This is a genomic window from Mesorhizobium sp. WSM4311 (assembly GCF_002295115.1).
GTDB lineage: Bacteria > Pseudomonadota > Alphaproteobacteria > Rhizobiales > Rhizobiaceae > Mesorhizobium.
In genome coordinates, this window is the sequence record NZ_NSFV01000007.1 from 199,169 (window position 1) to 225,461 (window position 26,293).

Below are 26,293 nucleotides of genomic sequence, written 5' to 3' on the forward strand. Positions count from 1 at the left end.
CGTCTGTCGAATACCAACGCGGCGCCGGTGTGGCGAAGGCCAGGAATTCGCCAGCGCACAGGCGCTCGCCTCGCCTCAGGGGCGTTCGAAGGAAACCAGGCCCTCATCCTTGACCCGGCGTATGGTGAGAGCGGTGCGCACCGTGTCGACATTCGGCGTCGAGGTCAGCTCCTCGATGACGAAGGTCTGGAAGGCGCCGAGGTCGCTTGCCACGCAGTGCAGCAGGAAATCGGATTCGCCCGAGACCATCCAGGCATCGCGCACGATCGGCCAGCCGCGCGTGCGCTCGGCGAAGGTGCGCAGTTCGGCATCGGCCTGGTGATGCAGGCCGACCAGACAGAAGGCGACGACATCGAGGCCGAGCGCCGGGGCATTGAGCAGCGCGCGGTAGCCGCGGATGATGCCGGCCTCCTCCAGCCGCTTGACCCGGCGCAGGCAGGGCGGGGCCGAAATGCCGACGCGGTTCGACAGCTCGACATTGGTCATGCGTCCATCCGCCTGCAGCTCGCGCAGGATCTTCCAGTCGATGGCGTCGAGGTCGGCTTTCAGCGGCATGGCGGTCTCAGCTCGGCGCAAGAATCTTTCGCGATTTTGTAATTAAACGACTTTTGTGTCGGCGCCAGCCCTCATCAACGCGATTTTTGAATGGTAACGAAAGCGGCAATGGCGCGAATAAGCGCTTTGGGCCGAAGCTTTCCGGGGACGACGGCCCGTTCGTCTTGCTGGCGTGGTTGGCAACCCTTACATTGAGCGCGAATTCCACGTCTTTTTCCAAGGCATCGTCCGCCCGCAGAGGTTTTAGATGACCACCAAGCACGCGCCCGTTCTCATCATCGGTTCCGGCCCCGCAGGCTATACGGCGGCGGTCTATGCCGCGCGCGCCATGCTGAAGCCGATGCTGGTCGCCGGCCTGCAGCAAGGCGGCCAGCTGATGATCACCACCGATGTCGAAAACTATCCCGGCTTCGCCGATCCCATCCAGGGACCGTGGCTGATGGAACAGATGCTGAAGCAGGCAGAGCATGTCGGCACCGACATCATCAACGACATCATCACCGAGGTAGACCTCAACGTGCGGCCGTTTCGCGCCAAGGGCGATTCCGGCACCACCTACACCGCCGACGCGCTGATCATCGCAACCGGCGCGCAGGCCAAGTGGCTGGGCATTCCGACCGAGCAGGATTTCATGGGCTTCGGTGTCTCGGCCTGCGCCACCTGTGACGGCTTCTTCTATCGCGGCAAGGATGTCGCGGTGGTCGGCGGCGGCAATTCGGCGGTGGAAGAGGCGCTCTATCTGTCGAACCTCGCCAAGAGCGTCACGGTCATCCATCGGCGCAGCGACTTCCGCGCCGAGCGCATCCTGCGCGAGCGGCTGCTGCAGAAGGACAATGTCCGCGTCATCTGGGACACGGTGGTCGACGAGATCACCGGCCGCCCCGGCAAGGCGCCGCTGCCACCGTCAGTCGAAGGGCTGAAGCTCAAGCATGCGGTGACCGGTGCCGAAACCCACCTCAAGGTCGACGGTGTGTTCGTGGCGATCGGCCATGCGCCGGCGGTCGAGCTGTTTGTCGGCAAGCTGAAGCAGAAGCCGAACGGTTACTTGTGGACGGCGCCGAATTCGACCCGCACCGACGTGCCCGGTGTGTTCGCGGCCGGCGACGTGACCGACGATGTCTACCGCCAGGCGGTGACGGCGGCGGGGCTCGGCTGCATGGCGGCACTCGAAGCGGAAAAGTATCTCGCCGGCATCGAGGTGCACCGCGAAGCAGCCGAATAACGGCCGCTTTAAACTGTTAAAAAAACGGCTTAGAAACGCCGTGTAAAAGCCTGATTTTTCATTCAGACGCCAAACAGAACGAGGGGAATCATGGCGTTGGACTGGGACAAGCTACGCGTGTTTCACGCTGCGGCGGAAGCGGGGTCGTTTACGCACGCGGCCGAGACATTGCACCTGTCGCAATCGGCGATCTCGCGGCAGGTCAGTGCGCTCGAGCACGATGTCGGCGTGCCGCTGTTCAACCGCCATGCGCGCGGCCTGGTGTTGACCGAACAAGGCGAGATGCTGTTTCGCACGGCGCATGACGTGCTGATGAAGCTCGAGACCATCAAGTCGCGCCTGACCGAGACCAAGGACCGGCCCTCCGGCGTGCTTCGCGTCACGACAACGGTTGGCCTCGGCGCCGGCTGGCTGACCGAACGGGTGCAGGAGTTCATCGAGCTTTATCCGGAAGTCAGCCTGCAGCTGATCCTCGCCAATGAGGAGCTCGACCTCACCATGCGCCAGGCCGATTGCGCCATCCGGCTGCGCCAGCCCCAGCAGCCGGACCTGATCCAGCGCCGCCTGTTCACCGTGCATTTCCACCTCTATGCGGCACCCTCCTATGTCGCCAAGCATGGCAAGCCAGCCTCGGTCGCGGAGCTCAGAAACCATCGCATCGTCACCTTCGGCCTGCCGGTGCCGTCGCATCTGTCGGAGTTGAACTGGCTGGAGACGGTCGGCGATTTCGAGGGCGGCCAACGTGTGCCGTCGCTGCAGATCAACGACATCTTGTCGATCAAGCGCGCCGTGCAGGGCGGCGCAGGCATCGCCATGCTGCCCGATTATGTGATCAACAAGGACTCCGGCCTGGTGCAGCTTTTGCCGGAAACCGAGGTGCCGTCCTTCGACACCTATTTCGCCTATCCCGACGCGATGAAGAACCAGGCCAAGCTGCACGTGTTCCGCGATTTCATTATCGCCAAAGCGCGCAGTTGGTCATTCTAGCCCTAGCGGACGATCGGCAGCACTGGTGATCTGTTCGCCCCGCCAGGGCGTCAGGCGCGGCAGCCAGCCGGGGACGTTGCGTCGATAGGTTTCATAGTCGGCGCCGTAGCGGCGGGCGAGCGTCGGCTCCTCGTAGAATTTGACGAAGGAGCTCATGACAACAGCGCAGATGACGGCATAGCCGACAAGCGTCCAGCTCGAGAACAGCAGCGCCTGGCCGAGGATGATCGACAGCACGGCGACATACATGGGGTTGCGGACATGGCGGTAGATGCCGCCGATCACGAGCTTCTCCGTCGGCGCGACCGGGGCCGGCGTGCCCAGCCCCTCGAGCGCGAAGCTGGCGAAAGCATGCAGCAGAACAGCAGCCGCGGCGACGATGAGGACGCCGCCGGCAGGAACAAAGCCCGGCATGGTGGACCACGGCAGGCGATAATGATCGCTGAGCAGCCAGGGAACCAGCCCGGCGACCACGCCGGGTGCCGCGATGAAGAAGGCCGTGCTGCCGGCGATCGCCGAAAACGTCCGCATTGGCTGCTTTCTCTCCGATTGCCTCAGAAATGAACGTCTGCTGCCTGCTTCGACATCATTGCGTAATTTTGGTGGTTTGGGGCGAAAACCGGTCGCGATTCACGCTTCTGTAGTGACGATTGCGTGGTTGAGCGCCCCATTTTTGACGATTCTGCTGGTCCTATTGGCTCGTGGAATGGGTTGGACCACAGCCTATGTCTTTTTGCATGCGTGTGTTGCAAAATAGATGCTTGTTTCTTGGGCATGTTGAGCACATATATAGATCATCTCCTGGGCGCGTTCTCCTCCCATTAGCGCCCTCGAGTGTTCCCCTCTGGAGGTTAGCCTTAACAGGCACTTCCAATCAAACTCAGCCGGATCTTCACTGATCCGGCTTTTTTGTTGCCCGGACCCTGCCGGGATGGCTGGGAATTCCACGAGAATTGCCGCGTAACAGTGTCATGTAACCTCTGGTAACATGACAACGATGCCTTCCGCTGCTATGAAGAGGCTAGGACGCGGTGTGGTTCGGACGGGAGATGGGGGCATCACTCGTACGGCCCGGGCTCAGGCGGCTACCGCGTCCGAACCCTTTTCCGCCGAAAGCGGCGACTGTACATGCGGCGGGCCTGCCGTTTCCCCTCCCGAGAAAACGGTCCGCAAACAAAACGACGTCCGGCTCCCCGGGCGTCGTTTTTGGTATTTATCCCCTCGAACAAGGGTTCGAGGGGATGGTGTGTCGAAATCAGGATCAGGCGGCCTTGCCGTTGGTATTCATCGCTTCGTCGGCGAGACGGCCGGTGAGTTCGGCCATATGGTCGAAGACGGCGCGATAGCTGGCGACGCCCGCGGTCGCCGAGCGCAGTTCGATGATCAGGTCGCCGATCTCGGCCTGCGGCATGGTCGCCTCGACGACGTCCCATCCCGGCCATCCCGGCCGCGCGTCATAGCCGAGGATCTGGCCGCGCCGCTGCGGGATCAGCGCGATGACCTTCGACGTCGCGTCGGACGGCGTGACGATCTCGACCTTCATCACCGGCTCGAGCAGCACCGGCGAGCAGGCGGCCATGCCTTCCTTCATCGCGAGCTTCGCTGCCATCTGGAAGGCCATGTCGGAGGAATCCACCGCATGGTAGGAGCCGTCCGACAGGTTGACGGCGACGTCGACGACGGGGAAGCCGAGCGGGCCGTTCTTCAAGTAGTCGCGTATGCCTGTCTCCACCGACTGGATGTAGGTCTTCGGCACGACGCCGCCGGTGATGGTGTCGGTGAACTGGAAGCCTGAGCCGCGCGGCAGCGGCTTGATCTCGATCACCACATCGCCGAACTGGCCATGGCCGCCCGACTGCTTCTTGTGGCGGCCGCGCTGCTGCGCCGATTTGCGGATCGTCTCGCGGTAGGGCACCGCGGGCGCGTGGCCTTCGACGGGGATCTGGTTCTTGCCCTCCAGCCGCTCGCGCACGACGCGCAGATGCATTTCGCCATGGCCCGACAGCACCGTCTCGGCCGAGTCCTGGTTGTGGCGCAGGCTGAGCGAGGGATCTTCCTCGGCCAGCCGCTGGATGGCGGCCGACATCTTGACCTCGTCCTTGCGTTCCTTCGGCCGCAGCGCGAAGGCGAAGACCGGCTGCGGCGGCTCGAACGTGAACAGCTGTTTGGTGCCGCCCTTGGCCGAGGTCAGCGTCTGGCCGGTCTTGACCTCGTCCAGCTTGCCCAGCGCCACCGTGTCGCCGGCCTTGGCGGCGGTGAGCTTGAACTGATCCTTGCCGAGCATCTTGTAGATGCCGGAAACCTTGGCGGTGTCGCCGCCGGGCAGCCACAGCTCAGAGCCGTCGGCGACCTGGCCGGACAGGATGCGCGACACCGACAGCTTGCCGCCATGCGGCGTGTGGATGGTCTTCATCACCTGGACCACGGTGGCCCCGCCGTCCGAGGCACCAAGCCGCTTGCGGGTCGCCTCGATGTCGGGTGCGTCGTGGCGGATCGCCTTCAAGAGGCGCAGCACCCCATTGCCCTTTTCGGCGGTGCCGATCAGCACCGGCGTCACCACGCCTTCGCGCAGGTCGGCGGCGAGGTCGTCGAAGATCGCGTCCTTCGGCGGTTCGATCTCCTCGAGCAACTGTTCCATCAGCTGGTCGTCGTGGTCGGCCAGGGTCTCGAGCATGGAGAAGCGCGCCTCCAATTCGCGCGCCTTGTCGTCGCCCGGTATCTGAGCCACCTCGCTTTCGGCATATTCGCGGTAGATGTAGGCGCGTTCCAGCGCCAGATCGATCGAGCCGATGACGACGCCGTCCTTGCGCAGCGGAATCTGGCGCAGCAACAGCGGCACCGAGCTTGCCGGCTGCAGCATCTTCAGCGTGTCGCGTACGCCTGAAATCGCCTTGTCGACCTTGTTGAGGAACAGGATCCGCGGCACGCCGAGATCGTCGAGCTTGCGGATGATGAGCTGCAGGGCAGGGATCTTCTTTTCGTCGGCCTCGGCAACGACCACCGCGAGGTCGCAGGCGGCCAGCACCGGCTCGGCCTCGAAGGAGAATTCGATCGAGCCGGGACAATCGACGAAGGTGATCTGCTCGTCCATGAATTCGGTGGTGGCGATCGTCGCCTCGACGCTCATGGCGTGGGCGCGCGCCTCCGGCGAATGATCCGAGACGGTGCTGCCTGATGAAACGGGATTTTGTCGGGGGATGGCGCCCGTGCGGGCCAATATAGCTTCGAGAAGTGTCGTCTTACCGCTTGCAAAGGGACCGACTATGGCAATGCATTTCGGTCCCGTGCGTCGTCCTCCGGCGCGAGTACCCATGGCTGACCTCCACTCAGGCGTTTCCCTAGGGACCGACTGCTTGCATGGTTCAGGCGTGGTCAGTCGGTCCTGAGCGGCGGCCGGCCTGTTCGACCGTCGCGGGCGGGGTTCTTTTCCTGTTGCCACCTGCCCTGAAGCATCGTCCCACTTGTTTGCCGGCAGGGCAAGGAAAATAGAAATCCGCTGCCGTGTGGTGGTCTCAGGCGCTCAGCGCCAGGGGTTCGGCATCGATGGCGCGAAAGGGCGCCTTGTCGCGCGGCGCCGGCCTGCCAAAGAAGTAGCCCTGGAAACGGTTGCAGCCCGCGGCCTTGGCCAGCGCGAACTCTTCCTGCGTCTCCACGCCTTCCGCCACGATGGTGAAAGGTTCATGGTTAAGGAGAGAAAACCGCTTCTTCCGCCAGGCAGCCGAAACAGCCGGTTGCGCCTCGGGCGATATCGGCCGACAATGCGTTTGCCTCGACGAGCAGCGGCGTTTGCGGCCGGTCGCTTCACCACCAGTTTCAGGATCAGACGATGAAGATCATTGCTTGCGGCAGCGTGTCGACCATCATAGCGCCGGAAAAATACTTCACCGGCCGGGTTCTGCAGACGCCGATCATCGAGGCGGAGGCGCCGGCGCGACTGAGGGCGACACTGGTCAGCTTCGAACCGGGGGCGCGCACCCACTGGCACACACATCCGCTCGGTCAGACGCTCTACGTCACCTCGGGCGCCGGGCTTGCCCAGACATGGGGCGGGCCGGTCCAGGAGATCAGGGCAGGCGACGTGATCTGGTTCGCGCCCGACGAAAAGCACTGGCATGGCGCCGGGCCGAAGACGGCGATGACGCATATCGCCATGCAGGAAGCGCGCGACGGCGTCCATGCCGATTGGCTGGAAGCGGTTTCCGGCGAGCAATATGGCAGCTGAGTCCTGGCCATCCGCGGACGGCAGGCCTATTCGGGCCGCACCATCCTGAGGAACAGAGCGGAAAGGTTTGCAGCGAGCTCTGCACGTTTCATGTTGGGATGGACCATGCCGAAGAATCGCCTGCCGCTCGTCGCCGCCGTCTATCTCGGCACGTTTGTCGCTTTGCTCGACGTCAGCATCGTCAATGTCGCGCTGCCGACCATCCAGCAGGCGCTGCACACCGATTTCGGCGGCATGCAATGGGTGGTCGATGCCTACACGCTGTGCCTGTCGGCCTTCATGCTGTCGTCGGGGCTGATCGGCGACCGCTATGGCCGCAAGCGCTCATGGTTGGCCGGCGTCGGCATCTTCGTTGCCGGTTCGCTGATCTGTGCCGTCGCGCCCAATTTGCCGGCGCTGCTCGCCGGCCGGGTGGTGCAAGGCATCGCCGGCTCGCTGCTCATTCCAGGCGCGTTGTCGATCCTGACGCAGGCCTTCGCCGATCCGCGCCAGCGGGCCGGCGTCATCGGCGGCTGGGCCTCGTTCGCCGCGGTTTCTCTGGTCGTCGGCCCGGTGCTTGGCGGCATTCTGGTGCAGACGGTCGGCTGGCAGAGCATCTTCCTGATCAATTTGCCGCTCGGCCTTTTCACCATCGCGCTGGGCGCTGTGTCGATCGAGGAGACGGCGCATCCCGAACATGCCCATCTCGACCTTGTCGGCCTGGCGCTCTCGATCCTGTGGCTCGGCGCGCTGACCTTCGGCCTGATCTCGGCCGGCGAGAGCGGCTGGGGCGACGCCTGGACCATCACGGCCATCCTTGCCGGCGTCGTCGGCCTGGTGGTCTTCCTTGGCTTCGAGGCGCGCACGCCACGGCCCATGCTGCCGCTTGGCCTGTTCCGCGACGTGCGCTTTGCCGTCGCCAACGTCGCCTCGTTCGCGCTCGGCTTCACCTCCTACAGCTGCGTGTTCTTCTTCTCGATGTTCCTGCAGCAGGTGCAGGGCTGGTCGCCGACGCAGACCGGCCTGCGCATGGCGCCGGCCTTTCTTATCCAGATCGTCGTGTCGCCCTGGATCGGCCGGCTGAGCGCCCGCTATGGGCATTCGCTCTTGATGACGGCGGGCTACGTGCTGATCGGGCTTTCGATGCTCGGCATGTGCTGGGCCGGGCCGTCGACGCCATACGCGCTGCTCTGCGCGCTGTTCATCATCAACGGTCTCGGCAACTCGCTGGCGATACCGACCGGCAGTGCCGCCGCAATGTCCTACGCGCCGCGCGAGCGCTCCGGCATGGTGTCGGCCGTCATCAACGCCACCCGCCAGGGCGGGCTGGCCATCGGCATCGCGCTGCTAGGCGCGCTGATGAGCATGCGGGCGACGAGCCTCTTGACCGGATATCTCGGTGACGCCGGTGTCGGCAATGCCGAAGCGGTGGCGCGTGCCGCCATATCACGGCATGATTTCGCGACCGACGCGGCAATCGGCGAGGATGGCGTGCATCGGCTGTTCGCCACCGCCTATGCCGGCGGCTTCCACGCCGCAATGCTGACGGCGGCGATCGCCGCGTTCCTCACTGCCGCTCTGCTGATCATGGTCCTGGCGCCGGCCGAGGCGCGTTCGGCCAGGCAAGCAAAGCAGCAGGCGTAAGGTGCCTGGCCGCCAACAACAACCCGGCGATGATGGCGCCGGGTTTCTTTTGTCGTCAGATCGATCTGATCAGGTCAGCGATGCCGTGAAGCGCTGGATGCGCGTGCAGGCTTCCTCCAGCAGTGCATCCGAGGTCGCATAGGAGATGCGGAAGTTGGGGCCGAGGCCGAAGGCCGAGCCGAACACCACCGCCACGCCTTCCGCCTCGAGCAGTTCCGAGCAGAAGGCCTCGTCCGTGTCGATCACCTTGCCGGCCTTGGTCTTCTTGCCGATCAGCTGGGCGCAGGAAGGATAGACATAGAAGGCGCCTTCCGGCGACGGGCACGTGATGCCGCGCGCCTGGTTGAGCATCGAGACGACGAGGTCGCGCCGCCCTTGGAAGATCGCCTTGTTCCTGGCGATGAAGTCCTGCGGGCCGTTGAGCGCCTCGACGGAAGCCCATTGCGCGATGGTGCAGGCGCCCGAGGTCTGCTGGCCCTGGATCATGTCCATCGCCTTGATCAGTTGGACCGGACCGGCGGCATAGCCGATGCGCCAGCCAGTCATGGCATAGGCTTTCGACACGCCGTTCATGGTCAGCGTGCGCTCATAGAGCTTCGGCTCGACCTCGGCGATGGTCTTGAAGACGAAGTCGCCATAGGTCAGGTGCTCGTACATGTCGTCGGTCAGCGTCCAGACATGCGGATGCTTCAACAGCACGTCGGCCAGCGCGCGCAGTTCGGCTTGCGTGTAGGCCGCGCCCGACGGGTTGGACGGCGAGTTCATCAGCAGCCATTTGGTCTTCGGGGTGATCGCCTTTTCCAGCACTTCGGGCGTCAGCTTGAAACCATTCTCGATCGAGGTGTCGGCGAACACCGACGTGCCGCCGCAGATCGCCACCATTTCGGGGTAGCTGACCCAGTAGGGGCGGGGGATGATGACCTCGTCGCCGGGGTTCAATGTCGCCATGAAGGCGTTGAACAGGATCTGCTTGCCGCCGGTGCCGACAATGGTCTGCTCGGGCTTGTAGTCGAGATTGTTCTCGCGCTTGAATTTTTTTGCGATCGCCTCGCGCAGCGGCACGATGCCCGAAACCGGCGGGTACTTGGTCTCGCCACGGCGGATGGCTTCGATCGCCGCATTCTTGATGTTGTCGGGCGTGTCGAAATCCGGTTCGCCGGCGCCGAGGCCGATAATGTCACGGCCGGCATTTTTCAGCTCGCGCGCTTTCTGCGTCACCGCGATGGTGGCGGAAGGCTTTACGCGGGAAAGGGTGTCGGCAAGAAAGGCCATGACCAGATATCTCTCCTTGAGAAGATCGGCGCGGCCAGGAGCGGCCGCGGCGCTTCTCATGTCGCATGATTCCGCTCAGTGCAAGCTTTGTCGGCTGATCCAGACCTCAAGGAGCCGTGATTGCCACCTGTGAGCGGCAACAAAAAATTCATTAACGGGCGGTAAGGGCTTGAGTGGCAGGATCGCAATCCATTCCGCCATTTCGCGGAGCGAGGGACCCTTGTCACGCAGCGTCGGGCTTGCCCATATCATCCGTCATGATGACGGCACCTCGTCAGGTGTCTGGGGCATCTACACGCTGCAGAGCGCCTTCCAGCCGATCTTCGCCTTCAACCAGGGCAAGCTGTCGATTGCCGCCTTCGAAGGGCTGATCCGGCCGTTTCGCGACGGCGAGCCGCAATCGCCGATGGCCTTCTTCTCGACCTGTCCGGCCGCCGACCGCCTGCATGTCGAAGCGCTGACCAGGACGTTGCATCTGCTCAATGCCGGCGCCTGCCTGCCGCAGGAGGCGTCGATCTTCATCAATTTCGACCCGTCGGTGTTCACCGAGCGGTCGATTGCCGACAATGCCCTGCGCGAAATGCGGCTGGTGCTGCACGAGGCCGGCATCGATCCGGGCCGCGTCGTGTGCGAAGTGACCGAGCAGAGGTCGGCTTCGCAGGAGGTCCTGCACAGCTTCGTCGCGGCGTTGCGGGGCAACGGGTTTCGCATCGCCGTCGATGACTATGGCGCCGACGATTCCGATATCAACCGCATCAAGGAATTGCGGCCCGACATCGTCAAGTTCGACGCCACCTGGATCACGCAGCTGATGGAGTCCGGCGCCGGCTTCGCGCTGTTGACGACGATGGTCAAAAGCTTCGAGGAACAAGGCATCCGCACGGTGTTCGAGGGCATCGAGGAAAGGTGGCAGCTGGAACTCGCCGAGAAATCCGGCGCTTCCATGGTCCAGGGTTTCGTGCTTGCGCGGCCGGAACTGGCGCCGACGAGTTTCCGTGTTTTCGGAAAAACTCCGGACCCGGTTGCGGCCGCAAGCGATGCGTCCACCGCCGTCGCCCCACGTGCAGCGCGGCCGGCAAAAGCCTTCGGGCGCAGGGTCGCGCCATGAGGATCGAGCGGCGGCGCAATGTCGGCAAGGCGATCTTCGTCGACGAGATAGGCATCGAATACGGCGTCCACGGCGAGTTCCGCCTGCGCAGTGCCTACCAGCCGATCTTCGCGCCGCTTGGGCGATCGCTGCACGCGGTGGCGGTCGAGGGCCTGATCGAGCCGCACCGCGCCGGCAGGGCAGGGTCGGCGCGGGCGTTCTTCGAAAGCGTTGCCCCGGCGGACCGGCTGTTTGTCGAGACCATGTGCCGGGTGCTGCATCTCAGGAACTTCCACAATATCGGCGTCGACGGGCTCGATCTGTTCTTCAACTACAATCCGATGGTCAACGACCATTCCGGGCGGGCGCTGGCCGAGATCCGGCTGATGAGCCGGCATCTGGGCGAGCTCGGCCTCGCCCCTAGCATGCTGGTCTGCGAGATCACCGAACAGGCGGCGGACGACGCGCTTCTGGCGCGGCTGGTGCGGGAGATGCGGCGCGACGGCATCCGCATCGCCATCGACGATTTCGGCACCGGCCATTCGACCGAGGAGCGGGTGAGCCTGCTTCAGCCCGACATCGTCAAGATCGATGGCGGCTGGTTCGCGCAGTTCTGCCGCCATGCCGCCGCCGAACGCTTCTTCCGCCCGCTGGTCTCCAGCCTGCATGACCGTGGCGCCAGGGTGCTGGTCGAAGGCATCGAGCAGCCCGTCCACCTGCGCGTCGCGCTCGACGGCGGCGTCGACCTGCTGCAGGGTTATCTCCTCGCCCGTCCGGCGCTGGCCGGCACCATCTTCAACGAAGAGCCGCTATCAGTCGATGCTCTGCTGGGCAGGGAGAACAATGTCGTGCCGCTGTTCGGCTAAGCGACTTCGGCGACTGGCGAAAGCGGTGCCACAGCGTCCTTCTCCCCGCTCTACGGGGAGAAGATGGCGGCAGCCAGATGAGGGGCGGCGCCAGCCTTCGTTGTTATCGGCTGTATGATCATTCCTCTTGAAACGTCAGCGCCGCCCCTCATCGCCCTGCCGGGCACTTCTCCCCGTAAACGGGGAGAAGGATGCTCTCATCAGCGCCGCTGATTGTCCCACCAAAACAAATCATTGGTTGAAGGCACGGCGGCTGCGATAATCGCCTGGTCAAGGCAGCTCCGGGGACCCTCCATGATACTCTACAGCATGATCGACAGCGGCAATTGCTACAAGCCGCGCCTGCTGATGGCCAAGCTTGGCCTGGCCTTCACCACGATCGAGGTGAGTTCACATACTGGCGACACGCGAAAAGCCGATTTCGTCGCCAAGAACCCGAACGCCATGGTGCCGCTGCTCGAACTCGACGACGGCCGCCGGCTGGCCGAATCCAACGCCATCCTGCTCTATCTCGGCGAAGGCACGCGCTTCCTGCCGGCGGACAAGTATGAGCGTGGGCTCGCCTATCAATGGCTGTTCTTCGAGCAATACAGCCACGAGCCCTATATCGCCGTGCGCAAGGCGCTGCTGACCTTCCCCGAACGCGCCAGGGATGCGACGCCCGAGCGGTTGGCGATGACGCTGGAGCGCGGCCACAAGGCGCTCGGCGTGATGAATAGATATCTGGAGAACAACGCTTTCTTCGCCGGAAACGCCTTCAGCGTCGCCGACATCGCGCTCTACGCCTACACGCACACGGCCGAGCAGGGCGGGTTCCAGCTCGACGCCTATCCGGCTGTCATGGCCTGGCTTGGCCGTGTCGAGGCGGATCCGGGGCACGTGCCGATCGAGTGGGCGGGATAGGAAACCCTTGTCCTCACGCTCGTCGCCGCTTCGCGGCTCGCTCCGGACGGGGCGCGCCAACAGGCGCGACGCCCGGTTGGGCTGGCGGCCTCCGGCCGAGAAGCCACCGGTGGGACTATTGCGTTAGTTGCGGCACCCTAACCCCAGACAAACAAAAAGGCGGGATAAATCCCGCCTTCCCATGCTTGGTAGCCTGATCGGGAGCGTCCGGTCCGGGCTGGCAGCTATCTGCTGTTCCAGCTTGTCGGGTCTTTCCGCTCCGGGCGCGCTTCTCGCGCGACCGTCAGTACATCCGTGACTTGCCGCGCGCCCCGGGCTCTCGCCCGGCGCGCGCCATTCGCAAAATCAGGCTGCCTTGCTCAGAGATCCAGCGGACGACTTGCCAGTGCGGCGGTCCTGCTCGATCTCGAAGTTGATCTTCTGGCCTTCGACCAGGGTCGACAGTCCAGCGCGCTCGACAGCGGAGATGTGGACGAAAACGTCCGCGCCGCCCGCGTCAGGCTGGATGAAGCCGAAGCCCTTGGTGGCGTTGAACCACTTGACCGTTCCAGTTGCCATAAAAATAGTCCTTGCATTTGCTTTGGTTTGACCGGACCGAAGTCCAGCCGGTGTGCATCGAGATTTTGGAGATAGACGTCAGCAAACGCGAAGATCGCGAGGCCCGGATCGATCGGCCGAAATATCAATGGGGCTGATATAGGCTGCTTTCGTTCCAAAAACAAGACTGCGTGAGAAAGCCGTGATTGAGAACTGCCCAACCGCCGCCCCAATCTGGTGAAACCGTCGTGGCAGATCGCGCTGTCCGTGGGCGGCGGATCAGGGGAGGAGACCATGAAAACCATAGTGCTTGCCGCCTGTCTGACGCTGGTGGCCGCCGAGGCGCAGGCCATCTCGCGCTATGACCCGACGCATATGAGCTGCGGCAAGGTGCAGTCGACGATCGCCAGGCAAGGCGCGGTCATCCTGCGCTACCAGTCGAAGCGGGTGCCGGGGCTGCCGCTCTATGACCGCTATGTGCAGAGCCAGCAATTCTGCACAATGGGCGAGGTGAGGACGCGCGCCTATGTGCCGAGCGCTGACACCAAGTCCTGCCCGGTCTACAACTGCAAGCGGCCGGACAATGACCGGCATTTCCGCCGGCGATTTTTCCACAACAATTAGGGGCAGCGCCAATTAGGGGCAGCGTCCGCGCCGGCGGTTCAGAACCCGAAGGATACCTGCGCCGGTGGGGGCGGGCCGACGCGCACGCCTTCCATGGCCAGCATCTTTTCCTTGGTGACGGAGCCGCCCGGCGCCGAGAAGCCGCCAATCTTGCCGCCTGCCGCCAGGATGCGGTGGCAGGGGATCACCAGCGGCACGGGGTTGGCGCCAAGGGCGGCACCGGTTTCGCGCGGCAGGCCGGCATGGCCGGCGCGCTTGGCGAGTTCGCCATAAGTGGTTGTCTCGCCATAGCTGAGCTTGCGTGCCGCGTCGTAGATGGCCAGGCGGAAATCGTCGACGCCGTCGAGATCGACCGGGACATCGGAGAAATCGACGTCCTCGCCGGCGGCGTATGCCTTGATCGAGGCAATGAGCTCGACCACCCATGGCGGCTGGGCCGTCGAGGCGGAAACGCCGCCATGGCGCATCAGCCGCCGCTCCACTGATTCACGGCTGCGTTCGGGCAGGCAGAGCCGGATCAGGCCCCTTTTGCTCCAGGCGATGCCCATGAAACCGATCACTGTTTCTAACACTGCGTGGCCGGCTGTGATCGACGGTGTCGTTTCCATGATGCGCTCCTTTCCGCAAAACGGCGAAATCCGGGATTCCCGCCGGTACATATCAGGAACAATATGGCATCACCGCCCGCGTCTCGCCACCCGAAAACCACCAGATGGCCCCGATTGCTACCCTGGAATCGCTGGTGTAAGGGATTTCTTAACATCCCGACGAACCGGACCCGAGCGCGGCTTGCCAGCAAAACAAACCCTTATCGCGATCGGCGTGATCGTGGCGGCAGCCGGCATGAGTGGCTGCACCTCGACTTCGCAGATGAAAGCCGCGCCGTCCCTGACCGAAACCGCGACCGTTGCCGGCAGCGATGCCGGCTTCACCATACCGCTGCCGGAGACGGTTTCCGTGCTGCCGCAATCCTCCGGTATCGCCCCCGTCCAGACCGCCGAATTGACGCCTGGCGCAGCGACCCCGCCGGCGCTTGATCCAGCCGCCCAGCCGGCCGCGACGACCGCCGCCTTTGCCGGCCCGACGCCGGCCGCACTCGCCGTACCCGCTGTCATGACCGCCAACGCCTGGCAGGCGCCGCCGCCGGCCAAGGCGGGCCAGCCCGTCAAGGCGGCTCAGGCGGTTCAGACCTACACCACCGCCGGGCTCATCGTGCCGGCGGTCGCCGGCAGCGGCCAGAAACTGCCTGCGGTGCAGCAGGTTGCCTATGTCGTGCCGCAGAACCCGGCTTCCCTGGTGCAGTTTCCCTCCGCGCCGGTTGATCCGGCGCAGGAGGAGCATACGGGCGTGCGCGGCGACGTCGACCGGCTGATCGTCAAATACGCCGCGCTCTACCAGGTGCCGGTCGATCTGGTGCGCCATGTCGTCAACCGCGAGAGCACCTTCAATCCCAAGGCCTACAACAATGGCCATTGGGGGCTGATGCAGATCAAGCACGCGACGGCGCGCGGCATGGGCTATGACGGCCCGGCCAAGGGCCTGTTCGACGCCGAAACCAATCTGAAATACGCGGTCAAATATCTGCGCGGCGCCTGGCTGGTGGCGGGCGGCAACGCCAAGAAGGCGGACTGGCTCTACCAGACCGGCTATTATTTCGACGCCAAGCGCAGGGGCCTGCTCGAGGCGACCGGCCTCGGTGTCGACCGCAGGCGGCGTGCGCAGCCCGACGCCTGAGCGCGATGCCTGAACCGCGCCCGCCGGCCCTCAACGACATCCGGCTGCGCAAGCTTCTCGACGAGACGCTCGTTGCACCGCACTGGCCGGATGGTTTTGCCATGCGTTGCTTCGAGCCAGGCGACGCGCCGCCTTTGCATGCACTGCTGAGCGAGGTGTTCGACGACGGCGCCGACGGCCCGTTCGACGAATGGTGGCCGCGCATATCGGCCGATCCCGAATTCGACCCGGCGCTGTGCTTCCTCGTCATCGACGCCAAGGGCCGGCTGGCGGCAGCGGCGCTGTGCTGGACAAGGGCTTTCGTCAAGGATCTCGCCGTTCATCCCGAGGCGCGCGGCAAGGGCATCGGCGAGGCGCTGATGTGGCAAGCCTTCGCCACCTTTCGCGGTCGCGGCGCGGCCCATGTCGACCTCAAGACCAACACGGTCGAGAATGCCGCCGCGGTGCGGCTCTACGAGCGGCTGGGGATGATGCCCGTAGCCTGGGAAGGCTAGGGTGCGTTGATGTTCAGGTGATGCCGGCCTGCGAGCGTCGAACCCCTTCACTTCCGATGCTCACCTCGTCAAGGACGCTCCGCTCCGGTTTTGGGAACCCAAAGCGTCGTTCCGCATTCAGGGACTGGGTGGGAATCTGACGAGCTGTTGACACGCGGAGGTTTCCGTTGCCGGCTCCAAAGGGAGACCCGCCACCGTGAAGCTTTTCCACGCATTTCTGGCGCTTGCGGTAGGTGTTGTGCTTTCGGCCGCTCCGGTGCATGCCGTCGACCTCTCGATCGTGTCGGGAGACACCGGCAACGGCATCAAGGTGCTTCGCGAGATACTCGACCGCTACGAGAAAGAGAGCGGCAACAAGGTTTCCATCGTCGTGCTGCCGCCGTCGACGACCGACCAGTTCGGCCTGTACAGACTGTGGCTTGCAGCCGGCAACAGCGATATCGACGTCTACCAGACCGACGTCATCTGGGCGCCGCAGCTCGCCAGCCAGCTCATCGACCTGACCGCGGCGGCCAAGGATGTCGTCGGCGCCCATTTCCCGTCGATCATCCAGTCGCAGACCGTCAATGGCAAGCTCGTCGCCTTGCCGATCTTCACCGACGCGCCGGCGCTCTACTATCGCAAGGATCTCCTCGACAAATACGGCGCCAAGGTGCCGGCAACCTGGAAGGAGCTGGCCGACACCGCCAAGCTGGTCATGGATAAGGAACGCGCGGCCGGCAACAAGGACATCTGGGGCTTCGTCTTCCAGGGCAATGCCTATGAAGGGCTGACCTGCAACGCGCTCGAATGGGCGATGTCGAACGGCGGCGGCCAGATCATCGAGCCGGACGGCACCGTCTCCATCAATAACCCGCAAGCGGCGGCCGCGCTCGACATGGCCAAGGGGTGGGTTGGAACCATCTCGCCGCCCGGCGTGCTTGCCTATCAGGAAGAGGAATCGCGCGGCGTCTGGCAGACCGGCAACGCCGTGTTCATGCGCAACTGGCCGTATGCCTATGCGCTTGGCAACAGCGAAGCCTCGCCGATCAAGGGCAAATTCGACGTGGCGCCTTTGCCGGCCGGCACAGGTGAGGGCGCCCGGCCGGTCGCGACGCTGGGTGGCTGGAACCTTGCGGTCTCCAAATATTCCAAGCACACCGGCGCGGCGATCGAGCTGGCCAAGTTCATCGCCTCGCCAGAAATGCAGAAATTCCGGACGCTCAAGACATCCAACCTGCCGACCATCCAGGCGCTCTACGACGATGCCGACATCGCCAGGCAACAGCCGATCGTGCCGCGTTGGAAACAGATATTCCTCAACGCGGTGCCGCGTCCCTCCGCCACCGTCAAGATCAAATACAACGAAGCATCGAGCCAGTTCTGGACGGCGGTGCACAACACCTTGTCCGGCGAAGGCAGCGCCGCGGACAATCTGGCCGACCTCGAAGCGAGACTGACCAAGCTGAAAGGCAAGGGCTGGTGAGCGTCACGCCTGTGAAGCGATCGCGACTGATGGCGCAGCGCGTGCGCTCGGCATGGCTGTTCGTGGCGCCGATGCTCCTGGTGCTTGCCGCCGTTGCCGGCTGGCCGCTCGCCCGCACCGTCTATTTCAGCTTCACCGACGCCTCGCTGGCGGATCTCGATGCCCGCCGATTTGTCGGCTTCGACAATTATTTCTCGGTGCTGCGCCTGCCCAGCGGCCGGGTGATCCATGACGGGCTGCTCGTCGACCCGGTCTGGTGGCGCGCCGTCTGGAACACGGTGCGTTTCGCGGTGATTTCGGTGACCTGCGAGACGATCCTCGGCACGATCGTCGCCCTGGTGCTCAACGCCCAGTTCGCCGGCCGCGGCATCGTCAGGGCGGCGATCCTCATCCCGTGGGCGATCCCGACGATCGTTTCGGCCAAGATGTGGCAATGGATGCTCAACGACCAGTTCGGCATCATCAATGTCGTGCTGGTCAACCTTGGCCTGATCAGCGGCAAGATCGCCTGGACGGCCAGCGCCGACACGGCAATGGTGGCCGTCCTCATCGTCGACATCTGGAAGACGACACCGTTCATGGCGCTGCTGATCCTTGCGGCACTGCAGATGCTGCCGGGCGAGATAATCGAGGTCGCCAAGCTCGACGGCGCCAATCCGTGGCAGATCTTCTGGCGGGTGACCTTGCCGCTGATCCGCCCGGCGGTGATGGTGGCCGTGATCTTCCGCGCGCTCGACGCGCTGCGCATCTTCGACCTGATCTACGTGCTGACGCCCAACAATGTGCACACCAAGTCGATGTCGGTGTTCGCCCGCGAGAACCTGTTCGAGTTCGACAAGTTCGCCTATGGCTCCGCCGCGTCGACCTTGCTTTTCCTGATCCTGGCCCTGCTTTCCATCGCCTATATCCGGATCGGCCGGATCAGCCTGGACGGAGGCCGCTGAGATGCGGATGCTGAAGCGAACGGCCTTCTACCTGCTGGTCGCGGTGATCGCCTTCGTCGCGGTGTTCCCGTTCTACTACGCCGTCGTCACCAGCCTGAAATCGGGAACCGAGCTGTTCCAGGCCGACCTCTGGCCGAAGACGCCAAGCCTCGCCAACTACCGCAACGTGCTGACCGAAGGCAGCTTCGTGCGCAACCTGGTGAATTCGCTGGTCGTCTCGAGCGCGGTCGTCCTGTCCTCGCTGCTGCTCGGCGTCACCGCCGCTTACGCGCTGGCGCGCATCCGCTTCCGCGGCCGCTCGGCGCTGCTGCTCGCCATCCTGTCGGTCTCGATGTTCCCGCAGGTGGCGGTGCTGGCCGGGCTGTTCGAACTGGTGCGCATGTTCGGCCTCTACAATTCGCTGTTCGCACTGATCTTCTCCTACATGATCTTCACCTTGCCGTTCACGGTCTGGGTGCTCACCGCCTTCGTCCGCGACCTGCCGGCCGAGGTCGAGGAGGCGGCGATCCTGGACGGCGCCACGCCATGGATCATCATCACGCGGATCTTCCTGCCGCTGATGTGGCCGGCGCTGGCCACCACCGGGCTCCTGGCCTTTATCGGTGCCTGGAACGAGTTCCTGTTTGCCCTGACCTTCACCTCCAACAATGCGCAGCGGACCGTGCCGGTGGCGATCGCGCTGCTTTCCGGCAACTCGCAGTTCGAGATCCCCTGGGGCAACATCATGGCCGCATCGGTGATCGTCACCGTGCCGCTGGTGGTGCTGGTGCTGATCTTCCAGCGCAAGATCGTCTCCGGCCTCACCGCCGGCGGGGTCAAGGGGTGACACGGTTTCCCCGCGGCAGATCTGGAAAGGAACTGTCCACCAAGACGGCAGGCCGTGTCTTGCCTCCACTCCTTCGGTTGCTAAGGTCCGCCTGCGTGGGGCTTGTTGAAACAGGAGGAAACACGATGCGGTTTCTGCTTTCCAGCCTTGCTACTCTGCTCCTTGCCGCTCCGCTGCTTGCCGTCCCGGCGCGGGCCGCCGCCGACTGCGCCAACGCGCAGGACCAGACGACCATGAATCAATGCGCCGGCAAGGATTTCGACGCGGCAGACAAGAAGCTCAACGACGCCTACAAGCAGATCGAGGGCCGGCTGAAGGACGATGCGGCATCGAAGAAGTTGCTGGTCGACGCGCAGCGCGGCTGGGTCGCCTTCCGCGACGCCGAATGCAAGTTCCAGGGTGGTCCGATCGACCAGGCGGGTACCGTCTATCCGATGGTCGTCGCCAATTGCCGGACGGCGCTCACCAACGATCGGCTGAAGGATTTCCAGACCTATCTCAACTGCCCTGAAGGCGAGTTGAACTGCCCGGTGCCGACGGCGCAGTAGCGTTCGTCCATCCCATCGGGAAGATATGCCCCTCCCGTCGCCGGGCGGCGTGCGAAAATGTCGGGACCGATCGTCGCCAAACGTCCTTGGGTCGCAGAGCAACAGCGCCGGGACGCCGGCGCCGATTTAAGGGAGCCGATCATGATCACCTTTCCCAACGAATCCGCCAGATACCGCACCGCCCGCGAAAAGCTGCTGACGAAGGAAATCGAGCTGCGCCGCGCCATGGAAGCCGTGGCCGAGGCGCGGCGGGCGCTGCCGCCGGGCGGGCTGATCCGCCAGGATTATGTATTCGATGCGCTGGATGTCGACGGCAGGCCGGCGAAGACAAAACTGTCGGAGCTGTTCGCGCCGGGCAAGGATACGCTCATCCTCTACCAGATGATGTTTCCGCGCCATCCCCAGGAAAGACGCGACGTGGCGACATCTGGCGGCACGGCCAGGCTCGCCCGGCCGGACCAGCCATGTCCATCCTGCACGGCGCTGCTCGACCAGTGGGACGGCGCCGTCGGCCACCTCGAAGCCGCCGGCTTCAACTTTGCCGTGGTGGCCAAGACCGCATTGGAAAACCTGGTCACGCTCGGCCGCGATCGCGGCTGGAAGAACATGCGGCTGGTGTCGTCGGCCGCCAACAGCTTCAAGCGCGACTACAATGCGGAGACGGCCGACGGCGCGCAGATCCCGCTGCTGTCGGTGTTCCACCGCGACGGCGACGGCATCAGGCATTTCTGGTCGTCCGAGCTCGGCTTCGCGCCGCCGGAGCCCGGCCAGGACCCGCGCGCCATCGGCACCTGCGAGATCCTGTGGAACCTGATGGATTTTACCCCGCAAGGCCGGCCCGATTGGCATGAGCAGCTGCAGTATGGGGCGGGGTGTTGTCACTGAGATCAGGACGTTTCGGCTTCAGTCGCCGCGCTTCAGCTTCGAATGCTTTTCGGCAAGCGGTCGCTATCCCACCTGCTCGATGAGCCAGGCGGGGCTCGTGCCTGCTTCGGCCGGAACATCGGAAGGCCCGCTGCATTGATAGGAGACGGTTTCGACGCCCTTCACGGATTCGAAATGCGACCGACGGTTAGCAGCCTGTGGGACCTGGTGCGAGAAAGCCTGGTTGGCTTTGTCAACGACAATGCCCTTAGCCATGGCGCGGCGATGGCCTTCTATGCTGCCACGTCGCTGGCCCCGGTTCTGATAATTGTCATCGCGATAGCAGGCATTGCGTTTGGGCATGACGCAGCGCAGCTGGCTTTGTCTGCTCAGATTTCCGGGCTGATGGGTTCAGAAAGTGCGGCGCTGCTTCAAACCGCGCTCGAAGGGGCATCCAGCAAATCATCGGGGACCGTGGCGGCAATCATCGGCACGGCCACTTTGCTCGTCACCGCCTCCGCGGTGTTTGGCGAGATGCAGCAGGCCCTGAATGCAATATGGAAGGTTGAAGCGAAAGGGGGTTCTTTGTCGCGGCTCTTGCGCGCCCGTGCGGCAAGTCTTGGCCTGGTCGCCGCCCTCGGCTTTATGTTGCTGGTCTCCTTGGTGGCGAGCGCGGCGATCTCGGCTTTGGGCAGCGTGATCAGCGCTCGATTGCCGTTCGGCGAATTTGTCCTGAGCGCGATCAACACCCTGATATCCTTTTCCCTGATCACCGTGATGTTTGCCGCGATCTACAAGGTCCTGCCGGACCGTGCCTTGCAATGGCGGGATGTCTCGATCGGTGCTGTCGTGACCGCCGCTCTGTTCACATTGGGGAAGTCGCTTATCGGCTGGTATATCGGCACAAGTGCAATCGCTTCCTCATATGGCGCGGCCGGAGGGCTGCTCGTCATACTGCTCTGGGTCTACTATTCATCACAAATCTTTCTGCTCGGTGCGGAGTTGACCCGAGCCTATTCCGTTCGGCATGGCAGCAGGTCCGATCTGTACGGGCTGGTTCACAATGCTCCCGTTTCAGAAAACCTTGTTTCAGTTCGTCGCAGGACCGGCGCTTCGGGCGTCGTTGCGTTGTTGGCGGTGGCCTGCGTGAGCGCAACGATGACGGCCTTCATGCTGGGGCCTCGCCGCCCGTAGAGGAGCGGTCACGCCGCAATCGCGAGGCCGCTTTCATCCCTTCCCGGAAGGGAGAAGCGGCGCGTCGGCAACCTCACCGCCTCTGCCGCGTTGGGCCTTCGAGGACACCTCTCACGGAGCGCTTCGATGAAACCGCATCTCGCCGCCGCCATGCTGGCCCTTCTGGCCGGAACGCCTTCAGCCTTTTCCCAACAGCCGTCCAGCGACGTGCCGCCGGTCTCCGAGAACAAGGTCGACACCGAAACCTTCGCCAGGACCCTGGCCAGCGCCGACCGCTTCGAGATCGAAAGCGGCAAGCTGGCCGAGAAAAAAGGCGTCGCGGCGGATGTGAAGGATTTCGCCGGGCTGATGGTCAAGGACCACACCAAGGCCGGCGAAGATTTCAAGGCGGCGCTTGAAAAGAGCCAGACCACGGCGTCCGTCACCCCGCAAGGCCCGCCGCTGCTGCCGAACGACCAGGCGATGCTCGACCAGCTCAAGGCGCTCGACGGCGACGCCTTCCAGGCCAAATACATCACCTTGCAGACGCAGGCGCACAAGCAGGCCGTGGCGATGGTTTCGACCTATGCGCGGTCCGGCGACGATCCGGCGCTGAAGGAATTCGCCAAGAAGACGCTGGAAACGCTGAAGATGCACGAGATGCATTTGAGGGATTTGGCGGCTGTGCATTAGGGGAGCGAGGCGGCCACTGCGGCACCATCCATTTGACGTTTGCGCTGCCCCTCATTGCCCTGCCGGGCATTTCTCCCCGTAAACGGGGAGAAAGACGCCTGCGCCGGGCTTCGCTAATCCTGTTCGCTGCCGGAGAAGAGCCGGCGTTGCGACAGCCCCTTCGCCCCGTTTACGGGGAGAAATGCCCGGCAGGGCAATGAGGGGCAGCGCTGACTTCGATGGTTTGGTGGTGAGCGGTCGTATAAACTTCGCCCACCACCATGGAGCCACCCATGCCCAGGATCGACCTCTCCGCCGTACCCGTCCGCAAAGGCTCCGGCTATCCCGCGCCGTTCGACGCCCCGTGCGCCGAGCGCACGCGCCGGCGCCTGGGCGATGCCGGCGGGCTCAGCGATTTCGGCGTCAACCTGATGACGCTGCCGCCCGGCGGATGGTCGAGCCAGCGCCACTGGCACAGCCATGAGGACGAACTCGTCTATGTGCTGGAGGGCGAACTGACGCTGGTCGAGGATGGCGGCGAGACGCTGCTCAAGGCCGGCGATAGTGCTGCCTTCGCCAAGAACAGCGGCAACGGCCATCACCTGATCAACCGCTCGTCGGCCACGGCGCGCTACCTCGAGGTCGGCTCGCGCAATCGCGACGATGTCATCACCTGCTCCGACATCGACATGATGAGCCCGAGCTCGGATGGCCGGTTTTTGCACAAGGATGGCACGCCGTATCCGGGGCAGGGGTGATCTGGGCTCCCCCTTCTCCCCTTGCGGGAGAAGGTGTCGCCGAAGGCGACGGATGAGGGGTGCTCCAGGGAACGCCAGCGTCTCACTCCGCTGGAACACCCCTCATCCGTCTTGCCGCTTCGCGGCAATCCACCTTCTCCCACAAGGGGAGAAGGGAAAGACTAGCGTTCCGCCAGTGCCGGGATAAGCTCCCTGCCAACCCAGGGAGCATCACCATGAAAAAACAAATCATCGAAGTGCCTGTCATGTCGGACAAGGTGCGGGCGCTCGGCCTGCCCTGTTCGACGGCGGTGAAGGCCAACGGCTTCGTGTTCATCTCAGCGACGCCGCCGGTGGATATGGTGACCGGCGAGATGGTGCGCGGCGACATCGAAACGCAGACCGAGGCATCGCTGAAGGCACTGAAACATTGCCTGGAAGCGGCCGGCACCTCGCTGGACAACGTCGTGATGGTGCGCATCTACGCCGTCAATTCCGGCTTCTACAACGCCATCAACCGGGTCTATGCCCGGTATTTCAGCGTGAACCCGCCGGCGCGGAGTTTTGTGCCGGTGGCGTCGTGGCCGATGGAGTTTGATATCGAGATCGAGTGTGTGGCGGTGGCGTGAGGAATATCGCTTCTCTCCACTCAAGTGTGGGCACCGATGGTTCAGCTTCCTCAAGTCAAGGGGCAATCCTTGATGTTCGCGCTGTGCTACTTCTATGCAGCGTCGTATACAGGGTAATCCAAGTTTGCCTCTTGCCAGTCTTTCAAATTTTTACCAAGATTTGAATCGTCAAAATTATTCTTGGCGTAAGCCATTCGTAAATGTTTTTCGACTTCATCTGGCTTTGCAGATCCGGATAATAAATTACCGAATTTGAACTGAAGGGCTTTTCCAATAATTGCTGTCATGTCGTGACCGTTGACAATACGCCATACGTCAAATCCCTCCGCTTCTATCTTTTCGATCTCATTCTCTATCTCTGTATTATTATATCTACCGATTTTCGATAGATTCATTATTGATCGTATCATTTCTGCGCGATCGCAGAGCAGATTCTTACCGACAAATTGATACTTCATACCATCGAATCGCAACTTATTTCCGATCCGGCGTGAGTAAATTCTAAGCAACCCAATATCCTTCGCAGCATCACGCACCAAAACTCGGGTGTCCTGGCCTGCTTCGCGGATCGCTGTCAGTTTGGGCTTTGAGCCCAATTCAACTAGAAGTCGGTCAAAGGCGGGAGATCGGATCAAAACAGTTTCGACATCATTCTCAACGCTGATCATGTTGGGAATGGCGGGTCCGTCCTCGAATAATCCGTCATAGTCTTGATCTACGATGCAAAGAACGCCTGCCACTGGCATGGCGTTCGTCCTAACAATGGCGGAGATAGCCCTTTCCTTTCCAAATGAAAAAACAAAAATACACGATTCTTCAAGGTGTGGGCTTAAAAATTTCTCGTCAGATCCACCTTCAACGATAACAATTGCACTATCAGAGGCTGCCCGAAGCATAACAACTTCAGCTACCACAGTATGTTCGTCGATTTCATCAATCATTTTCTTCATCGTCAGGACCGGTTAACTGGACCGCAAGGTCCAAATTTGAACCTATAAGCTGTGGTGAATGCGTTGACAGCACAACATCCATTGGGGAAAGTGAAATTATTTGCCTCAAGTCGGAAAGAAACTTCTTCTGCCAAGCGATATGCAAGGATATTTCTGGCTCGTCGATTAGAAGAAGTGAGTTCTCCTTCGTTTTGAAAATCAATCCATAAGCCAATACGAGCTCATGTTGTTCTCCAGAAGAAAGGGAGTCTGATCAAGGTTCCCTCCTCGAGAGTTCTTGAATACAAATCCGCTTGTTCTGCTGATGGAAAGCTTCTTAAACTGAAAGCGACGATTGATTATGTCTATAAACAGTTCGATCCTTGGCAAAAGTCGTAAGTAATTTTCAAGTTTTTTTTCCGCGTCGCTTACGTATTCGGATAGAAACTTCCGTGTTGGCTCGTCGAAACGGTCGTTTGAATGGATGGCGCCCTCATCAGAATCGTCTAGCAGGCCAACAGCTGTTAGCCTTCGGCGTTTTTGTTCGAGTTCACCGAGTCGAGATCGCAGCTGTGATTCTGGCAGAGGCGCTGTAGGCTCGCGCAAGCGGGCAAGTACACGATTTGGAAAAGTTCGGTCGAGCGCAGAGCCTACTGTAGCAGATTCGGCTAGCGTTACGGCGATCGCCGTAACTAATTCTTTAGAATAGTCTTGAACCGCAGAAACCCACGTCAGCTCGCTACGTTCGTAAGCTGCTTTTGACGCCCGCTGTAACAAGAGTCGCTGGGTTTCAATTAGTTGGCAATGTATAGAACCTCTAAGGTCTCGAACCCATTCAGGGGGGGCCAGATCGGCGCGAATCTGTGGTGGCAGTATGTCGCTATATTTTTCTATAGCGTCATAGTAGCTCAAAAATTCTCCAGACTGGCTATCTCTGTATTCTCGAGGTCCTAATCTATATAGATGAGGTATATATCTATCTATTGAATATATCTCTCGTTTGTCCTTAACATTCCCTTCGGGCTTCCACCCGGTCCACTCTTGCAACGTCTTGCGCGACTTGTGCAACCTGATAGTGAAGGGAGGGGTCGAGTTCCCTTTTCTCTTGTCGTTTGATTGTTCATCCGGCCGTTTTGTAATGGTAAGAATTCGCCCATCATCAAATCGAAAATTTACTTGCCTAAAATCTACTTTTCTAAATATGGAGAACGATCCCCCGAAGAAACCAGAAATGAGTTTTAATACGATAGTTTTGCCATAACCATTTGGAGCGTGAATAATAGTTATTCGATCGCCTAATTTGAAATGGATGTCGTGATCAAACAGGCCAAAGAGGCCCTCAACTGAGAATGATTCCAACCGGGCCATCTGAACGCTCTC

Annotated in this window: 28 protein-coding genes; 19 read left to right on the forward strand and 9 right to left on the reverse strand. The window is 62.3% G+C overall.

Annotated elements, in window-relative coordinates; all coding sequences use genetic code 11:
• Positions 1-75: 75 nt before the first annotated feature.
• Complete coding sequence (locus CK226_RS20135; protein ID WP_019860544.1) at positions 76-555, reverse strand: Lrp/AsnC family transcriptional regulator; 480 nt, start codon at positions 553-555, stop codon at positions 76-78.
• A 247-nt stretch (positions 556-802) separates the two neighbouring features.
• Here CK226_RS20135 and trxB point away from each other — a divergent pair, with 247 nt between their 5' ends.
• Together trxB and CK226_RS20145 are read left to right on the forward strand one after the other, a co-directional pair.
• Entirely contained in the window at positions 803-1,777 is a 975-nt protein-coding gene (gene trxB / locus CK226_RS20140; protein ID WP_032931359.1) for a thioredoxin-disulfide reductase, read from the forward strand.
• 90 nt (positions 1,778-1,867) lie between these two features.
• A complete protein-coding gene (locus CK226_RS20145; RefSeq protein ID WP_095773600.1) occupies positions 1,868-2,764 on the forward strand; it encodes a LysR family transcriptional regulator in 897 nt (298 codons plus the stop codon).
• Here CK226_RS20145 and CK226_RS20150 read toward each other — a convergent pair.
• From CK226_RS20150 to CK226_RS35580, 3 genes are all read right to left on the reverse strand, one after another.
• Positions 2,756-3,295: an isoprenylcysteine carboxylmethyltransferase family protein gene (locus CK226_RS20150; RefSeq protein ID WP_095792843.1), complete on the reverse strand. Its 540-nt coding sequence runs from the start codon at positions 3,293-3,295 to the stop codon at positions 2,756-2,758. The genes CK226_RS20145 and CK226_RS20150 overlap by 9 nt on opposite strands.
• A gap of 730 nt (positions 3,296-4,025) precedes the next feature.
• Positions 4,026-6,077, reverse strand: a complete 2,052-nt coding sequence (locus CK226_RS20155; RefSeq protein ID WP_095792844.1) for an elongation factor G — start codon at positions 6,075-6,077, stop codon at positions 4,026-4,028.
• 199 nt (positions 6,078-6,276) lie between these two features.
• A complete protein-coding gene (locus CK226_RS35580) occupies positions 6,277-6,429 on the reverse strand; it encodes an EAL domain-containing protein (protein ID WP_245437788.1) in 153 nt (50 codons plus the stop codon).
• A gap of 161 nt (positions 6,430-6,590) precedes the next feature.
• On the opposite strand from CK226_RS35580, the gene CK226_RS20165 reads away from it, so the two are divergent.
• On the forward strand, positions 6,591-6,986 hold the full coding sequence (locus tag CK226_RS20165) for a cupin domain-containing protein (RefSeq protein ID WP_095789115.1): 396 nt from the start codon (positions 6,591-6,593) through the stop codon (positions 6,984-6,986).
• A gap of 105 nt (positions 6,987-7,091) precedes the next feature.
• Positions 7,092-8,609 carry an MFS transporter gene (locus tag CK226_RS20170; RefSeq protein ID WP_095789116.1) on the forward strand — a complete coding sequence of 506 codons (1,518 nt, stop codon included), beginning with the start codon at positions 7,092-7,094 and terminating at the stop codon, positions 8,607-8,609.
• 69 nt (positions 8,610-8,678) lie between these two features.
• Here CK226_RS20170 and CK226_RS20175 read toward each other — a convergent pair whose 3' ends face one another.
• A complete protein-coding gene (locus tag CK226_RS20175) occupies positions 8,679-9,881 on the reverse strand; it encodes a pyridoxal phosphate-dependent aminotransferase (RefSeq protein WP_095773722.1) in 1,203 nt (400 codons plus the stop codon).
• Between the two features lie 220 nt (positions 9,882-10,101).
• Here CK226_RS20175 and CK226_RS20180 point away from each other — a divergent pair, with 220 nt between their 5' ends.
• The 3 genes from CK226_RS20180 to CK226_RS20190 all read left to right on the forward strand — a co-directional run bounded on the left by CK226_RS20180 (position 10,102) and on the right by CK226_RS20190 (position 12,737).
• A complete protein-coding gene (locus CK226_RS20180) occupies positions 10,102-10,989 on the forward strand; it encodes an EAL domain-containing protein (protein ID WP_095773606.1) in 888 nt (295 codons plus the stop codon).
• A complete protein-coding gene (locus tag CK226_RS20185; RefSeq protein ID WP_095773607.1) occupies positions 10,986-11,834 on the forward strand; it encodes an EAL domain-containing protein in 849 nt (282 codons plus the stop codon). Before CK226_RS20180 ends, CK226_RS20185 begins: the two co-directional genes overlap by 4 nt.
• A gap of 294 nt (positions 11,835-12,128) precedes the next feature.
• Positions 12,129-12,737: a glutathione S-transferase family protein gene (locus CK226_RS20190; protein WP_095792845.1), complete on the forward strand. Its 609-nt coding sequence runs from the start codon at positions 12,129-12,131 to the stop codon at positions 12,735-12,737.
• 345 nt (positions 12,738-13,082) lie between these two features.
• Here the strand turns inward: CK226_RS20190 and CK226_RS20195 are convergent, their stop codons facing one another.
• Positions 13,083-13,295, reverse strand: a complete 213-nt coding sequence (locus CK226_RS20195; protein WP_010910991.1) for a cold-shock protein — start codon at positions 13,293-13,295, stop codon at positions 13,083-13,085.
• Positions 13,296-13,568: 273 nt separating this feature from the next.
• On the opposite strand from CK226_RS20195, the gene CK226_RS20200 reads away from it, so the two are divergent.
• Positions 13,569-13,898 carry a hypothetical protein gene (locus tag CK226_RS20200; RefSeq protein WP_064989843.1) on the forward strand — a complete coding sequence of 110 codons (330 nt, stop codon included), beginning with the start codon at positions 13,569-13,571 and terminating at the stop codon, positions 13,896-13,898.
• A gap of 38 nt (positions 13,899-13,936) precedes the next feature.
• Here the strand turns inward: CK226_RS20200 and CK226_RS20205 are convergent, their stop codons facing one another.
• The gene (locus CK226_RS20205) at positions 13,937-14,506 is read right to left on the reverse strand and encodes a methylated-DNA--[protein]-cysteine S-methyltransferase (protein WP_095792846.1); all 570 of its coding nucleotides are present in this window, start codon (positions 14,504-14,506) and stop codon (positions 13,937-13,939) included.
• A gap of 181 nt (positions 14,507-14,687) precedes the next feature.
• Here CK226_RS20205 and CK226_RS20210 point away from each other — a divergent pair, with 181 nt between their 5' ends.
• From CK226_RS20210 to CK226_RS20260, 11 genes are all read left to right on the forward strand, one after another.
• Positions 14,688-15,632 carry a lytic transglycosylase domain-containing protein gene (locus tag CK226_RS20210; protein WP_095792847.1) on the forward strand — a complete coding sequence of 315 codons (945 nt, stop codon included), beginning with the start codon at positions 14,688-14,690 and terminating at the stop codon, positions 15,630-15,632.
• Between the two features lie 5 nt (positions 15,633-15,637).
• Positions 15,638-16,126 carry a GNAT family N-acetyltransferase gene (locus tag CK226_RS20215; RefSeq protein ID WP_095773611.1) on the forward strand — a complete coding sequence of 163 codons (489 nt, stop codon included), beginning with the start codon at positions 15,638-15,640 and terminating at the stop codon, positions 16,124-16,126.
• A 196-nt stretch (positions 16,127-16,322) separates the two neighbouring features.
• Positions 16,323-17,591, forward strand: a complete 1,269-nt coding sequence (locus tag CK226_RS20220; RefSeq protein ID WP_095792848.1) for an ABC transporter substrate-binding protein — start codon at positions 16,323-16,325, stop codon at positions 17,589-17,591.
• A 29-nt stretch (positions 17,592-17,620) separates the two neighbouring features.
• Positions 17,621-18,535, forward strand: a complete 915-nt coding sequence (locus CK226_RS20225; protein WP_095792849.1) for a sugar ABC transporter permease — start codon at positions 17,621-17,623, stop codon at positions 18,533-18,535.
• A gap of 1 nt (position 18,536) precedes the next feature.
• On the forward strand, positions 18,537-19,361 hold the full coding sequence (locus CK226_RS20230; protein WP_095792850.1) for a carbohydrate ABC transporter permease: 825 nt from the start codon (positions 18,537-18,539) through the stop codon (positions 19,359-19,361).
• Between the two features lie 125 nt (positions 19,362-19,486).
• Complete coding sequence (locus tag CK226_RS20235; protein WP_095792851.1) at positions 19,487-19,909, forward strand: lysozyme inhibitor LprI family protein; 423 nt, start codon at positions 19,487-19,489, stop codon at positions 19,907-19,909.
• A 141-nt stretch (positions 19,910-20,050) separates the two neighbouring features.
• Entirely contained in the window at positions 20,051-20,794 is a 744-nt protein-coding gene (locus CK226_RS20240; RefSeq protein ID WP_095792852.1) for a DUF899 family protein, read from the forward strand.
• A 174-nt stretch (positions 20,795-20,968) separates the two neighbouring features.
• Complete coding sequence (locus CK226_RS20245) at positions 20,969-21,967, forward strand: YihY/virulence factor BrkB family protein (RefSeq protein ID WP_095792984.1); 999 nt, start codon at positions 20,969-20,971, stop codon at positions 21,965-21,967.
• A 126-nt stretch (positions 21,968-22,093) separates the two neighbouring features.
• Positions 22,094-22,639 (forward strand): DUF4142 domain-containing protein, encoded by a 546-nt coding sequence (locus CK226_RS20250; protein WP_095792853.1) that lies wholly within the window; start codon positions 22,094-22,096, stop codon positions 22,637-22,639.
• Between the two features lie 272 nt (positions 22,640-22,911).
• Positions 22,912-23,376 (forward strand): cupin domain-containing protein, encoded by a 465-nt coding sequence (locus tag CK226_RS20255; protein WP_095792854.1) that lies wholly within the window; start codon positions 22,912-22,914, stop codon positions 23,374-23,376.
• 215 nt (positions 23,377-23,591) lie between these two features.
• Positions 23,592-23,984 (forward strand): RidA family protein, encoded by a 393-nt coding sequence (locus tag CK226_RS20260; protein WP_095792855.1) that lies wholly within the window; start codon positions 23,592-23,594, stop codon positions 23,982-23,984.
• A 92-nt stretch (positions 23,985-24,076) separates the two neighbouring features.
• Here CK226_RS20260 and CK226_RS20265 read toward each other — a convergent pair whose 3' ends face one another.
• Entirely contained in the window at positions 24,077-24,925 is an 849-nt protein-coding gene (locus CK226_RS20265) for a hypothetical protein (RefSeq protein WP_142887729.1), read from the reverse strand.
• A 207-nt stretch (positions 24,926-25,132) separates the two neighbouring features.
• Positions 25,133-26,281, reverse strand: coding sequence for an AAA family ATPase (locus tag CK226_RS34460; protein ID WP_142887728.1), 1,149 nt, complete (start codon positions 26,279-26,281; stop codon positions 25,133-25,135).
• Positions 26,282-26,293 lie beyond the last annotated feature (12 nt).